Here is a 13187-nt window from a genome sequence, read left to right as displayed (position 1 = left end):
AACGACAGTGGGCGGGCCCGCAGGCCGGATTTGGTCATACTATTATTCTTGTGGGACAATAGCCTGCTGCAGATTCCACAATCATGACATAGCCACCTATAGGCACCAAGTTTTATGGCCCAGTTTTTCAAGCCCCAAAAGAAATCCACCCAGCCCCAACGTATTGAATTTACGGTAGACAGTCTGGATCACCACTGCGTCGGTATCGGCCGTCATCAGGGCAAGGCGATCTTCATCGAAGGGGCGCTGCCCGGCGAGCAGGTCAAGGCCCGCATCCTCGAAGACAAGAAGCAGTATGCCCACGCCGCCTTGCAACAGGTGGTGACCCCGGCGGCCAATCGCATCGCCCCCTTCTGCAGCCACTACCGCGAGTGCGGCGGTTGCAATGCCCAGCATCTCGGCGAGGCGGATCAGCAGGCTGCCAAAGAGGCCGGCCTGGTCAGCCTGTTCGAGCGGCTGGGACAGATCAAGGCGCCAGCGCTGGAGCCCGTGCTGACAGGGGAGTCTCGCGCCTACCGCCGGGTCTGCCGGCTGGCCATCAAGTTTGACAAGAATGGCCGCTGCACCCGGGTCGGTTTTCGTCGTCGCCAATCCAACGACCTGGTGGAGATCGAGGGCTGCCCCGTGCTGGCCGAGCCGCTCTCTGCCCTCATTAACCCTCTGCGCGACTGCCTCAATCGCCTCAAGAGCCAGCGTGAGCTGGGCCATGCCGAACTCATTCAGGCCGAGCAGGGGATCATGATGCTGCTGCGCCATACGGGTCGTCCCAACGAGGCGGATCGCGCCCTGCTGGTGGCGTTTGCGCAGGCGCAGGGGATAGACCTCTATCTGCAGGCTGCCGATGAACGCATCGAGCCGTTGCATCAGGTATTCCAGCCATCCTACTCACTGGATGGCCTGTCTCTTGCATTTGCTCCCGGTGACTTCATTCAGGTCAACGGTCCCATCAACCAGAGCATGGTGGCCCAGGCGCTGGCGTGGCTCGGGGCGAGCAAGGATGACAAGGTGCTGGATCTGTTTTGCGGCATAGGCAACTTCACCCTGCCACTGGCCCGTCAGGCCCGGGAAGTGGTGGGCGTGGAAGGGGAGCTGGCCATGGTGGCCCGCGCCGAGGAGAACGCCCGTCGCAACGGTATCGACAATGCCCGTTTCTACAAGGCGGACTTGAGCGGTGACATAGTCGGCATGTCCTGGGCGCGGGAAGGGTTCGATCTGGTGCTGCTGGATCCGGCCCGCCCCGGTGCGCTGGAGGTGATGGGTCACGTCGTGAAACTTTCACCCAAGCGAGTGGTCTACGTTTCCTGTAACCCGGTCACCCTGGCCCGTGACAGCCAGGTGCTGGTGAAAGGGGGCTACCGACTGGTACGTCTGGGGATGCTCGACATGTTCCCCCACACCGGCCATCTGGAGTCCATGGCCCTGTTTGAGCGGTAATGAACGGAGTAATCCAGCCCCTTGGTCTTATGTGCGTGGGGGCCGGATATGTTCTTTTATTCTGGTGTATCTGGCGTCCATCAGGCTGTTTGAGCGGGCGTGAGCGGAGTAATCCAGCCCCTTGGTCTGATGTGTTTGGGGGCCGGATATGTTCTTTTATTCTGGTGTATCTGGCGTCCATCGGGCTGTTTGAGCGGGAGTGAACTGAGTAATCCAGCCCCTTGGTCTGATGTGTTTGTGGGCCGGATATGTTCTTTTATCCCGGTGTATCCGGCGTCCATCGGGCTGTTTGAGCGGGAGTGAACTGAGTAATCCAGCCCCTTGGTCTGATGTGTTTGGGGGCCGGATATGTTCTTTTATTCTGGTGTATCTGGCGTCCATCAGGCTGTTTGAGCGGGAGTGATTGGGGTAATCTAGCCCCTCGTAAATCGGCTGGGCCTGTTGGAGAACTCTATTGTCTTTATTGACAATATGCCTTGAAAAGTTCTCCAGATATCCCCATCTGAGGCAGTCTCATCAGGTGAGGGGGAGGAAGCGGTAGCTTTCGGCCCAATAATTTAAAGGATTGATACCATGGTTGCGGTTCGCGATATTCATTTGAAAGACAACTTCACCCTGGAAGAGTGGGTCAGCTCGCTCTCCTTGAGTGACAGTGACAAGGATCAGTTGCGAACCGTCTACCAGTATTGTCTGACGCTCGGTGACGAGGCGCTCACCAACCGCCTGCTGGTGCGTGGCGTCGAGATGGCGGGCATTCTGCTGATGCTCAGCATGGATCTCGGCACCCTCAAGGCCGCCATCATCTACCCCTTCGTCGAAGCCGGCCTCATCAGCCAGGAGCGGATGGACGAAGACTTCGGTCCCAAGATCGCCAAGCTGGTGGAAGGGGTGCTGGAGATGGAAGCCATCCGCTCCCTGCAGACCCTGCACCGCAGCGAGACCTCGCCGGAACAGGTCGACAACGTGCGCCGCATGCTGCTCGCCATGGTCGAGGATGTGCGTGCCGTGGTCATCAAGCTGGCGGAGCGGATCGCCTGCCTGCGGGAAGCGAAGAAGGCGGATGAAGAGACCCGGGTGCTGATGGCCCAGGAGATCACCAACATCTATGCCCCGCTGGCCAACCGGCTCGGCATAGGTCAGCTCAAATGGGAGCTGGAAGATCTTGCCTTCCGTTACCTGCACCCGGACACCTACAAGCAGATCGCCAAGCAGCTCGACGAGAAGCGCCTCGACCGGGAGCGCTACATCCGCGAGTTCGTGCAGTCCCTGCGCGATGCCCTCAAGGAAGCGGATGTGGAGGCTGAAGTCTATGGCCGTCCGAAACACATCTACAGCATCTGGCGCAAGATGCAGAAGAAGCACCTCGAGTTCAACGAGCTGTTCGACGTGCGCGCTGTGCGGGTGGTGACCAAGCGGCTGCAGGATTGCTACGCGGCGCTCGGCATAGTCCATACCCATTTCCACCATATTCCCCGCGAGTTTGACGACTATGTCGCCAACCCCAAACCCAACGGCTATCAGTCGATCCACACAGTGGTGGTGGGGCCGGAAGGCAAGACGGTGGAGATCCAGATCCGCACCGACCAGATGCATCAGGATGCCGAGCTGGGGGTGGCCGCTCACTGGCGCTACAAGGAAGGGGCCCAGGCCGCCAACAAGGCCAACAACTTCGAAGACAAGATCGAGTGGCTGCGCAAGCTGCTCGCCTGGCAGGAGGATCTCTCCGAGAGCGGCTCCCTGCTCGAGGATCTGCGCAGTCAGGTGTTCGAGGACAGGGTCTATGTGTTCACCCCGAAAGGGGATGTCATCGACTTGCCGGCGGGTGCCACCCCGCTCGACTTCGCCTATCACGTGCACAGCATGATCGGCCACCGCTGCATCGGCGCCAAGATTGACGGTCGCATAGTGCCCTTCACCTATGCGCTGCAAACCGGCGACCAGGTGGAGGTGATCACCCAGAAGGAGCCGAACCCGAGCCGCGACTGGATGAACCCCAACTCGGGTTTCCTGCGCTCCAGCCGGGCGCGGGCCAAGGTGGCCACCTGGTTCAGAAAGCTGGATCGGGACAAGAACATAGCCGCCGGCAAGGAGCTGCTGGAGAAGGAGCTGGACAGACACAACCTGACCCTCTCCAAGGTGGACAAGGTGGTGCTCGAGCGTTTCCACGCCGAGGAGCTGGAAGACCTGCTGGCCGGTATCGGCAGCGGCGACATCCGCATCAACCAGCTGCTCAACTACCTGGACACCCGTTACAACAAGCCGACGGCGGAAGAAGAAGATCGCCGTGTGCTGGAAAAACTGGAGCAGAAGGCCAATACCCCGTTCCGGCCCAAGCCCAAGGATCACATAGTGGTGGAAGGGGTCGGCAATCTGATGACCCACATCGCCCGCTGCTGCCAGCCCATCCCGGGCGACACCATTCAGGGCTTCATCACCATGGGGCGCGGGGTATCCATCCACAGGGATGATTGCGAGCAGCTCAAGGAGCTCTCCCGTCGCAACCCGGAACGACTGATCGATGCGGTGTGGGGGGAGAACTACTCGGGTGGTTATGGCCTCACCATTCGCATCCTCTCCAACGATCGCTCGGGTCTGCTGCGGGACATCACTACAGTGCTGGCCAACGAGAAGATCAACGTGATGGGGGTGCGTTCGCGCTCCAACGTGCGCGAGCAGACCGCCGAGATCGACATGGAGCTGGAGATTTACAACATCAACGCCTTCAACCGGGCGTTGGCCAAGCTCAGCCAGCTCAACGACGTGATCAGCGCCAAGCGCCTCTGATACCTAACGACCGGCCCAGGGTGGCCGGTCGCTTTTCCCCTGTTTGAACGACCTGAAAGCGGATCTCCCATGTCCCAACGTTACGACCTGCCCCAACGGATCGACATGAGATTGATCGGCTGCGCGGCTTGATGTCGCTTCATCCCCATTTAACGAATCGAAAGTGAGTAGCTCATGTCTCAACGTTACGACCTCTCTCAATTGCTCGATATCATGTCTCGCCTGCGTGACCCGCAAGAGGGTTGCCCCTGGGATCTCAAGCAGAGCTTCCAGACCATAGTGCCGCACACTCTGGAAGAGGCCTATGAGGTTGCCGATGCCATCGAAACCCGCGATTGGCAGGGATTGAAGGGGGAACTCGGCGATTTGCTGTTCCAGGTAGTGTTCTACGCCCAGCTGGGCAAGGAGCAGGGGCTGTTCGATTTCGCCGATATCGTGGATACGGTGAGCGAGAAGCTCATTCGTCGCCATCCCCACGTGTTTTCCGATGCGGATCTTGGTGACGAGCAGGCGGTGAAGGTGAACTGGGAGGCCGAGAAGGCCAAAGAGCGGGCCGCGCTCGACAAGGAGAGCGTGCTGGATGACATACCGCTCGCGCTGCCGGCCCTGACCCGCGCCGCCAAGATCCAGAAGCGCTGTGCCACGGTGGGCTTCGACTGGAAGACGCTGGGCCCTGTGGTGGACAAGATCCACGAAGAGATCGACGAGGTGATGGAAGAGGCGTTGATGGCCGACGTGGACGAGGCGCGGGTGAGTGATGAGCTCGGCGACCTGCTGTTTGCCACCGTCAACCTGGTTCGTCATCTTGGCAAGGATCCTGAGCAGGTGCTGCGGGGCGCCAACAGCAAGTTCGAACGTCGCTTTCGTCAGGTTGAGCAGTTTATCGCCGCGGAAGGGCTGAAAATGACCGATTGCTCGCTGGAAAAGCTGGACGCAGCCTGGGACAAGGCCAAGGAAACCGAACAAAGTTGATTTGGCGCAAGATGAGGGGGCGGTGAGCCTGATAGATTTTTGTTCATTGTTTGGGAGAGGGGGTTTTGGTATACTGTTTCCCCGTCCTGCTTCATCCCCGAAGCACCCCTTAAAATTCCCTAAACTTCTTTCAGGTTCAGCATGACGACAAAATATATTTTTGTAACTGGTGGCGTTGTTTCATCCCTCGGCAAAGGCATTGCCGCAGCTTCTCTGGCAGCCATTCTGGAAGCCCGTGGTCTGGATGTGACCATCATGAAACTGGACCCCTATATCAACGTGGATCCGGGCACCATGAGCCCGACCCAGCACGGTGAAGTATTCGTAACCGAGGACGGGGCCGAAACCGATCTGGATCTGGGCCACTACGAGCGTTTCATCCGCACCAAGATGACTCGCCGCAACAACTTTACCACTGGCCGCATCTACGCCGACGTGCTGCGCAAAGAGCGCCGTGGCGACTATCTGGGCGCCACCATTCAGGTCATCCCGCACATCACCAACGCCATCAAGGAGCGGGTGATTGCCGGTGCCGAAGGCCATCAGGTTGCCATCGTCGAAGTGGGCGGTACCGTGGGCGACATCGAGTCCCTGCCGTTCCTCGAGGCCATTCGTCAGCTGGCTGCCGAAGTGGGCCGCAACAGCGCCATGTTCATGCACCTGACCCTGGTACCTTACCTGGCCGCCGCCGGCGAGGTGAAGACCAAGCCGACCCAGCACTCGGTGAAAGAGCTGCTCTCCATCGGGATCCAGCCGGATGTGCTGATCTGCCGCTCCGACCGTGCCATTCCGGCCAATGAGCGTGCCAAGATTGCCCTGTTCTGCAACGTGCCTGAGCGCGCCGTCATCTCCATGAAAGACGTCGACTCCATCTACAAGATCCCGGCCCTGCTCAAGTCCCAGAATCTGGACTCCTACTTCACCGAGCGTTTCGGTCTGGAGTGCAAGGAGGCCGACCTGTCCGAGTGGGAACAGGTGGTCTTCGAAGAGGCCAACCCGACTGCGGAAGTGACCATCGGAATGGTCGGCAAGTATGTCTCCCTGCCGGATGCCTACAAGTCCGTCAACGAGGCGCTCAAGCACGGTGGCCTCAAGACCCGTCTCTCCGTCACCATCAAGTACATCGACTCCCAGGACATCGAGACCCGTGGCTCCGAGCTGCTGGAGGGCCTGGACGCGATCCTGGTGCCGGGTGGCTTCGGTGAGCGCGGCGTGGAAGGCAAGATCCAGGCGGCCCAGTATGCCCGTGAGAACAAGATCCCTTATCTGGGTATCTGCCTCGGCATGCAGGTTGCCATGATCGAATTTGCACGCAACGTGGCGGGCATGACAGGGGCTCACTCCTCCGAATTCAAGAAAGATTGCGCCTATCCGGTCGTCGGTCTCATCACCGAGTGGGTGGATGACGAAGGCAACGTCGAGACTCGTACCGAGAAGTCTGATCTGGGCGGCACCATGCGTCTGGGCTCCCAGCTCTGCCACCTGGTCGAAGGTTCCAAGGTGCGTCAGATGTACGGCAGCCCGACCATTTACGAGCGCCACCGTCACCGTTACGAAGTGAACAACAAGCTGCTGCCGCAGATTGAAGCGGCAGGTCTGAAAGTGACCGGTCTCTCCGCCGACAAAAAATTGGTGGAAATTATCGAGATCCCGGATCACCCTTGGTTCGTGGCGGCGCAGTTCCACCCGGAGTTCACCTCGACTCCCCGTGATGGCCACGCCCTGTTCGCCGGTTTTGTGAAGGCGGCAGGCGAGTATCAGAAGCGTAATCTGAAGTAATTGAAAATAAATGCGGTTGAGGCTCTGTGCCACAGCCGCTTTTTTTGGCATATTTTTGTTGTTTTTTTACGAAACCTGAGGAAATACACATGTCCAAGATCGTTAAAGTGATCGGTCGTGAAATCATCGACTCCCGTGGTAACCCGACCGTTGAGGCCGAAGTTCACCTGGAAGGTGGTTTTGTTGGTATGGCAGCCGCTCCGTCTGGCGCGTCCACCGGTTCCCGCGAAGCGCTGGAACTGCGTGACGGCGACAAGAGCCGTTTCCTGGGTAAAGGCGTTCTGAAAGCCCTCGAAGCCGTCAACGGCCCGATCGCTCAAGCTCTGCTGGGTAAAGATGCCAAGGACCAGGCCGCTATCGACCAGATCATGATCGACCTCGACGGCACCGAGAACAAATCCAAGTTTGGCGCCAACGCCATCCTGGCTGTTTCCCTGGCTAACGCCAAAGCCGCCGCTGCCGCCAAAGGCATGCCGCTGTACGCTCACATCGCCGAGCTGAACGGCACTGCCGGTGTTTACTCCATGCCGCTGCCGATGATGAACATCATCAACGGTGGTGAGCACGCCGACAACAACGTCGACATCCAGGAGTTCATGATCCAGCCGGTTGGCGCCAAGACCCTGAAAGAAGCCGTTCGCATGGGCGCCGAAGTGTTCCACAACCTGGCCAAAGTGCTGAAGTCCAAGGGCTACAACACTGCTGTTGGTGACGAAGGTGGTTTCGCTCCGAACCTGAAATCCAACGCCGAAGCGCTGGAAGTGATCGCAGAAGCCGTTGCTGCTGCTGGCTATGTCCTGGGTAAAGACATCACCCTGGCCATGGACTGTGCTGCTTCCGAGTTCTACGACGCAGAGAAGAAAGAGTACAACCTGAAAGGCGAAGGTCGTATCTTCACCTCCAACGGTTTCTCTGACTACCTGGCTGACCTGACCACCAAGTTCCCGATCGTCTCCATCGAAGATGGCCTGGACGAATCTGACTGGGACGGTTTTGCTTACCAGACTGCTGAACTGGGCAAGAAAATCCAGATCGTTGGTGACGACCTGTTCGTAACCAACACCAAGATCCTGAAGCGCGGTATCGACAACGGCGTTGCCAACTCCATCCTGATCAAGTTCAACCAGATCGGTTCCCTGACCGAAACTCTGGCTGCCATCAAGATGGCCAAAGACGCTGGCTACACTGCCGTCATCTCCCACCGCTCCGGTGAGACCGAAGACGCGACCATCGCCGACCTGGCTGTTGGTACCGCTGCTGGCCAGATCAAGACAGGTTCCATGAGCCGTTCTGACCGTGTTGCCAAGTACAACCAGCTGATCCGTATCGAAGAAGCTCTGGGTGCCAAAGCTCCTTTCCGCGGTCTGAAAGAAGTTAAAAACCAGGCTTAATTCCAGCCCGCCCTTAATCTGCTCAAAGCCCCGCCAATCTGGCGGGGCTTTTTCGTTTCCGTCATCGCCGGGTGAGGTTTCTGCATTTTTTATTCCGGCCCAGCCCATCCGGGACACAGGCTTCCTTTTGTCTTGCCTGCGAATATGGGAAACTAGGCCGCTTGAAGGAGACTCAGTGCATGCGGCTACTCACTCTTATCCTGCTCTTCCTGTTGGGAGGGCTTCAATATGACCTCTGGCTGGGGAAGAATGGCCTGTCCGATTATCACGAATTGTCCGACGCCATCTCCCGGCAGCAGCAGGACAATCTGGTACTCAAGGATCGCAACAACCTGATTTATCGCGAGATTGACGATCTGACCTCGGGCCTTGAGGCCATAGAGGAGCTGTCGCGCAACGATCTCGGCTACATCAAGCAGGGCGAGACCTTCTACCGGATCATCCCCAAGGATAAGGACAAGGGCTCCAGCTCGGGAGACGCAGCCTACGATGACTGATCGCCAGACCGGGCTGACCGCCATAGTCCCCGCCGCCGGGATTGGCAGCCGGATGGGCGCCGATTGTCCGAAACAGTATCTGCAGCTGGCGGGACAGACCATTCTCGAGCATACCCTCGGCGCCCTGCTGTCACACCCGGCCATTGCCCGGGTGATAGTGGCGCTGGCGCCCCACGATCGCTGGTTTGATGCCCTGCCCGTTGCGACCGACCCGCGTGTCCTGCGGGTAGAGGGGGGCGCCGAGCGCGCCTTTTCCGTTCTCAATGCGCTGCATGTGGCAGAGGGGGAGTGGGTGCTGGTGCACGATGCCGCCCGTCCCTGTCTGACCCACGGCGATCTCGACCGGCTCATCGCCACCGCCATCCAGTGTGGTGGTGCCATTCTCGGCAGCCGGGTGCGCGACACCATGAAGCGTTCAGACGCCATGGGCAACATACTCGGCACCGTCGATCGCGAGCAGCTCTGGCATGCCCTGACGCCGCAGATGTTCCCCGCCCGCACTCTGCTGCGGGCGCTGGAGGAGGGGCTGGCGCTGGGGGCCACCATCACCGACGAGGCCTCCGCCATGGAGCGTGCCGGTTTCACCGTCCGGATGGTGGAAGGACGAGCCGACAACATCAAGGTGACCCGGCCGGAGGATCTCTCTCTGGCGGGGCTGTTTTTAAGCCAGCAGGCATAAGTCGATACACCCAGACAAGGAGCGAGCATGATCCGGATGGGACATGCGGTTGAGGTGCTCAGGGTTTGGGTGGATGAGTCTCCTGCCTGTTTGGAGGATGTCAGGCCGATCTTGAGGTGAACAAGGTTTAGGCAGAGAAGTTTCCTGCGTGTTTGGAGGATGTCAGGCGTGATACGAATTGGACATGGTTTTGATGTACACAAATTTGGTGGGGTTGGTCCCTGCATGCTGGGTGGCGTCGCCGTGCCGTATGAACAGGGCCTGCTGGCACATTCCGACGGTGATGTGGTACTGCACGCGGTGAGCGATGCCCTGCTTGGCGCCATAGGCGCCGGTGACATAGGCCGCCACTTTCCCGATACCGCCGCGCAATTCAAGGGGATCGACAGCCGGATCCTGCTGCGGGACGTGTTTGCCCGAGTAAAAAAGGCGGGTTATGCCATCGGCAATCTGGACGTGACCATCATAGCCCAGGCCCCCAAGATGGCACCCCATATCGACGCCATGTGCGCCGTGCTGGCCGCCGACCTGATGTGTGATTTGAACCGGGTGAATGTCAAGGCGACTACCACAGAACAACTCGGGTTTACGGGGCGCAAGGAAGGGATCGCCACCGAAGCTGTCGTCTTACTGGTGAAACAATAATGTTGGAACAACTCAGTTATCTGCACGGAGCGCCCGCCGCCCGTGGCATCCTCAAGGCCGAGGCCAGTGATTTCGTGGTGGTTGAGGATCTCGGCTTCGAGCCCTGCGGCGAGGGTGAACACATTTTCGTGCGGGTGCGCAAAACTGGCGAGAACACCGCCTGGGTGGCGGGCCTGCTGGCCGATGCGGCCGGGGTCAATCGCAACGCTGTGACCTGGGCTGGCCTCAAGGATCGCCACGCCGTGACCGAGCAGTGGTTCGGCATTCACCTGCCGGGCAAGGCAGAGCCGAACCTTTCGGTGATCGAGAGTGACAGCATCCAGATCCTGCAGGTGAAGCGCCACAACAAGAAGCTGCGGGTTGGCTATCTCAAGGGCAACCACTTCACCCTGCGTCTGACCGGGCTGGAACAGACCGAGGGACTGGCGTCCCGCCTGCAGGCCATCGCCAGTCAGGGGGTGCCGAACTACTACGGCGAGCAGCGTTTTGGCCGGGGTGGCAACAATCTGGAAGCGGCCAAAGCGATGTTTGCCGGCAAGCGGATCAATGATCGCAACAAGCGCTCCCTCTACCTCTCCGCCGCTCGCAGCATGCTGTTCAATGCCATCGTCAGTGCCCGTATCGAGCAGGGGCTGGCTCATCAGCTGCTGGCCGGTGATTGCGTGATGCTAAAGGGCAGCCACTCCATCTTCAGCGAAGAGTTGCTGACCCCGGAGCTGGAGGCGCGTCTCGCCTCCGGTGACGTGCAGCTGACCGCTCCCCAGTGGGGCCGTGGCCGGCTGGCCAGCCAGGGGGCGGCGGCCGAGTTCGAGCAGGGAGTGCTGGCCGCTTACCCCGAATGGTGCGCAGGTCTGGAGAAGGCCGGGCTGGATCAGGACCGCCGCCCGCTCCTGCTCAAGCCGGAACAGATGAGCTGGCAGCTGGACGGCGAGGCCTTGACCCTGTCGTTCTTCCTGCCGGCCGGTGCCTTTGCCACCAGCGTGGTACGCGAATTAATGCAGGCCGAAGAGGCCGATCATGGTTTCAGGAATCAGTCCGATGCGAATTCTGGTCAGTAATGACGATGGCGTGCATGCCGAGGGGATCCTAGCCCTCAGCGCTGCGCTGACGGCCTGTGGCGAAGTCATAGTGGTGGCGCCGGATCGCAACCGCAGCGGCGCGAGTCACTCCCTGACGCTGGAGGTGCCGTTGCGGGTTACCCGTCTCAGCGAAACCGGTTTTAATGGGATCGAGAGCTATGCGGTGAAGGGGACGCCGACCGACTGCGTGCATCTGGCGGTCAACGAACTGGTGCGCCCTGAACCCGACATGGTGGTGGCTGGCATCAACCACGGTGCCAACCTGGGGGATGATGTCATCTACTCGGGCACGGTCGCGGCGGCGACCGAAGGGCGTCACCTCGGCTTTCCCTCGCTGGCCATCTCGCTGGTAGGCAAGACCCATTTCGCCAGCGCGGCCCACTATGCGGCCCTGCTGGTGAAGGGCATGATGGTGCACCCGCTGCCTGCCGATCAGATCCTCAACGTCAACGTGCCGGACCTGCCCCTCGATCAGATCAAGGGGATCAGGGTGACTCGCCTTGGCAACCGTCATCGGGCGGAATCTGTGATCTGCAGCGAGGATCCCCGTGGTCAGCCCATCTACTGGATCGGCCCCCCCGGCAGCCAGCAGGATGCGGGAGAAGGCACGGATTTCGCCGCCATCGAGCAGGGCTACGTCTCGATCACCCCCCTGACCATCGATATGACTGCCTACAGCAGTCTGGCGGGTCTGGGGGCTTGGTTAGACCTGCAGGGATGAAGGTGTGATAGTACAGCGCCTGTTAAACCAGCTGATCGCACAGGACATTCGTGATTTCCGCGTACTCGCGGCGATTGCGAAAGTGCCGCGCCAGCTGTTTGTGGATGAAGCCATGGCCCACAAGGCCTGGGACAACACGGCGTTGCCCATAGGCCACGGTCAGACCATCTCCCAGCCTTATATGGTGGCGCGGATGACAGAGTTGCTGATCCAGAATGATCCAGCCCACGTGCTGGAGATCGGCACTGGTTCCGGTTATCAGACGGCGGTGCTGGCCCATCTGGTGGAGCATGTCTACACGGTGGAGCGGATCAAGTCGCTGCAGTTCCAGGCCAGACGCCGGCTGCGGCAGCTCGATCTGCACAATGTCTCCGCCAAGCATGGCAACGGCTGGTTGGGCTGGCCCAACAAGGGGCCGTTTGATGCGATCCTGGTGACGGCGGCGGCCAGCGAGGTGCCCACAGCCCTCACCGATCAACTGGCCGATGGCGGCCGTCTGGTACTGCCGGTGGGGGATAGCCAGCAGACGCTGCAGCTGATCGAGCGATCCGGCTCCCAGCTGACCAGCAAGATCCTGGAGCCGGTGCGGTTTGTTCCCCTGATCGACGGAGATGTTGAGTGACCTTGTTTTCTCGTCTGTACGTGCTGGTGATGCAGTGGGCCCGCCACAGGTACGCCCCTTATTATCTGGCGATCACCGCCTTTGTCGAGTCTGTGTTCTGGCCGATCCCGGTGGACGTCATGCTGGCACCCATGGCGCTGGCCAGGCCGCACAAGGCGTGGCACTACGCCGGGTTGGCGACAACCTTCTCCGTATTGGGGGCGTTGTTTGGCTATGCACTCGGCTATGCCCTGTGGGAGCCAGTGGTGCAGCCGTTGGTTGCCTCGGTGGGATATGAAGAAAAAATTAGCCTGGCCCGGCAGTGGTTCGAGCAGTGGGGCATCTGGGTGATTTTTATTGCCAGCTTCACGCCGATCCCCTACAAGGTGTTTACCGTCACGGCAGGCCTGCTGCAAATGGCGCTGTTGCCCTTCATCGTGACCTCGTTGATCGGTCGTGGCATGCGCTTTTTCCTGGTGGCAGGCCTGATGCGCTGGGGCGGTGAGAAGATGGAGCGCAAGCTGATGCACTATGTGGATGTGCTGGGCTGGCTCTGTATTGGTTTGGCCGTTATGGCCTATTTCTGGTTTAGTCGTTAAGGATCC

At 59.8% G+C, this 13187-nt stretch carries 12 protein-coding genes; all 12 read left to right on the top strand.

What is annotated here, in order from left to right; all coding sequences use genetic code 11:
* Positions 1-114 precede the first annotated feature (114 nt).
* The 12 genes from rlmD to CK910_RS00840 all read left to right on the top strand — a co-directional run bounded on the left by rlmD (position 115) and on the right by CK910_RS00840 (position 13181).
* On the top strand, positions 115-1434 hold the full coding sequence (rlmD, locus tag CK910_RS00895) for a 23S rRNA (uracil(1939)-C(5))-methyltransferase RlmD (protein ID WP_098980697.1): 1320 nt from the start codon (positions 115-117) through the stop codon (positions 1432-1434).
* A 573-nt stretch (positions 1435-2007) separates the two neighbouring features.
* Positions 2008-4218, top strand: coding sequence for a GTP diphosphokinase (gene relA / locus CK910_RS00890; RefSeq protein WP_043142131.1), 2211 nt, complete (start codon positions 2008-2010; stop codon positions 4216-4218).
* Between the two features lie 174 nt (positions 4219-4392).
* On the top strand, positions 4393-5190 hold the full coding sequence (gene mazG, locus CK910_RS00885; RefSeq protein WP_098980696.1) for a nucleoside triphosphate pyrophosphohydrolase: 798 nt from the start codon (positions 4393-4395) through the stop codon (positions 5188-5190).
* Positions 5191-5331: 141 nt separating this feature from the next.
* Positions 5332-6969 carry a glutamine hydrolyzing CTP synthase gene (gene pyrG, locus CK910_RS00880; RefSeq protein WP_042872670.1) on the top strand — a complete coding sequence of 546 codons (1638 nt, stop codon included), beginning with the start codon at positions 5332-5334 and terminating at the stop codon, positions 6967-6969.
* Positions 6970-7058: 89 nt separating this feature from the next.
* Positions 7059-8360: a phosphopyruvate hydratase gene (gene eno / locus CK910_RS00875; protein ID WP_043142126.1), complete on the top strand. Its 1302-nt coding sequence runs from the start codon at positions 7059-7061 to the stop codon at positions 8358-8360.
* A gap of 179 nt (positions 8361-8539) precedes the next feature.
* Positions 8540-8857: a cell division protein FtsB gene (gene ftsB, locus CK910_RS00870; protein WP_042872668.1), complete on the top strand. Its 318-nt coding sequence runs from the start codon at positions 8540-8542 to the stop codon at positions 8855-8857.
* Positions 8850-9536 (top strand): 2-C-methyl-D-erythritol 4-phosphate cytidylyltransferase, encoded by a 687-nt coding sequence (ispD, locus tag CK910_RS00865; RefSeq protein WP_098980695.1) that lies wholly within the window; start codon positions 8850-8852, stop codon positions 9534-9536. Before ftsB ends, ispD begins: the two co-directional genes overlap by 8 nt.
* Positions 9537-9704: 168 nt before the next feature.
* The gene (gene ispF, locus CK910_RS00860) at positions 9705-10181 is read left to right on the top strand and encodes a 2-C-methyl-D-erythritol 2,4-cyclodiphosphate synthase (RefSeq protein WP_042872662.1); all 477 of its coding nucleotides are present in this window, start codon (positions 9705-9707) and stop codon (positions 10179-10181) included.
* Positions 10181-11239: a tRNA pseudouridine(13) synthase TruD gene (gene truD, locus CK910_RS00855; RefSeq protein WP_098980694.1), complete on the top strand. Its 1059-nt coding sequence runs from the start codon at positions 10181-10183 to the stop codon at positions 11237-11239. The genes ispF and truD overlap by 1 nt, the downstream gene beginning before the upstream one ends.
* The gene (gene surE / locus CK910_RS00850) at positions 11220-11981 is read left to right on the top strand and encodes a 5'/3'-nucleotidase SurE (protein WP_098980693.1); all 762 of its coding nucleotides are present in this window, start codon (positions 11220-11222) and stop codon (positions 11979-11981) included. The genes truD and surE overlap by 20 nt, the downstream gene beginning before the upstream one ends.
* A gap of 4 nt (positions 11982-11985) precedes the next feature.
* On the top strand, positions 11986-12603 hold the full coding sequence (locus CK910_RS00845) for a protein-L-isoaspartate(D-aspartate) O-methyltransferase (protein ID WP_043142113.1): 618 nt from the start codon (positions 11986-11988) through the stop codon (positions 12601-12603).
* Complete coding sequence (locus CK910_RS00840) at positions 12600-13181, top strand: YqaA family protein (protein ID WP_172955193.1); 582 nt, start codon at positions 12600-12602, stop codon at positions 13179-13181. Before CK910_RS00845 ends, CK910_RS00840 begins: the two co-directional genes overlap by 4 nt.
* Positions 13182-13187 lie beyond the last annotated feature (6 nt).

This window comes from Aeromonas sp. CA23, from assembly GCF_002587065.1.
Lineage (GTDB): Bacteria > Pseudomonadota > Gammaproteobacteria > Enterobacterales > Aeromonadaceae > Aeromonas > Aeromonas bestiarum.
Note: the sequence above shows the minus strand (reverse complement) of the source record. Positions and strands in the feature narration are given on the sequence as shown.

Excerpts from the sequence above, each read along its gene's own strand:
- rlmD (WP_098980697.1), top strand. The coding sequence starts at position 115 with ATGGCCCAGTTTTTCAAGCCCCAAAAGAAATCCACCCAGCCCCAACGT.
- relA (WP_043142131.1), top strand. The coding sequence starts at position 2,008 with ATGGTTGCGGTTCGCGATATTCATTTGAAAGACAACTTCACCCTGGAA.
- mazG (WP_098980696.1), top strand. The coding sequence starts at position 4,393 with ATGTCTCAACGTTACGACCTCTCTCAATTGCTCGATATCATGTCTCGC.
- pyrG (WP_042872670.1), top strand. The coding sequence starts at position 5,332 with ATGACGACAAAATATATTTTTGTAACTGGTGGCGTTGTTTCATCCCTC.
- eno (WP_043142126.1), top strand. The coding sequence starts at position 7,059 with ATGTCCAAGATCGTTAAAGTGATCGGTCGTGAAATCATCGACTCCCGT.
- ftsB (WP_042872668.1), top strand. The coding sequence starts at position 8,540 with ATGCGGCTACTCACTCTTATCCTGCTCTTCCTGTTGGGAGGGCTTCAA.
- ispD (WP_098980695.1), top strand. The coding sequence starts at position 8,850 with ATGACTGATCGCCAGACCGGGCTGACCGCCATAGTCCCCGCCGCCGGG.
- truD (WP_098980694.1), top strand. The coding sequence starts at position 10,181 with ATGTTGGAACAACTCAGTTATCTGCACGGAGCGCCCGCCGCCCGTGGC.
- surE (WP_098980693.1), top strand. The coding sequence starts at position 11,220 with ATGCGAATTCTGGTCAGTAATGACGATGGCGTGCATGCCGAGGGGATC.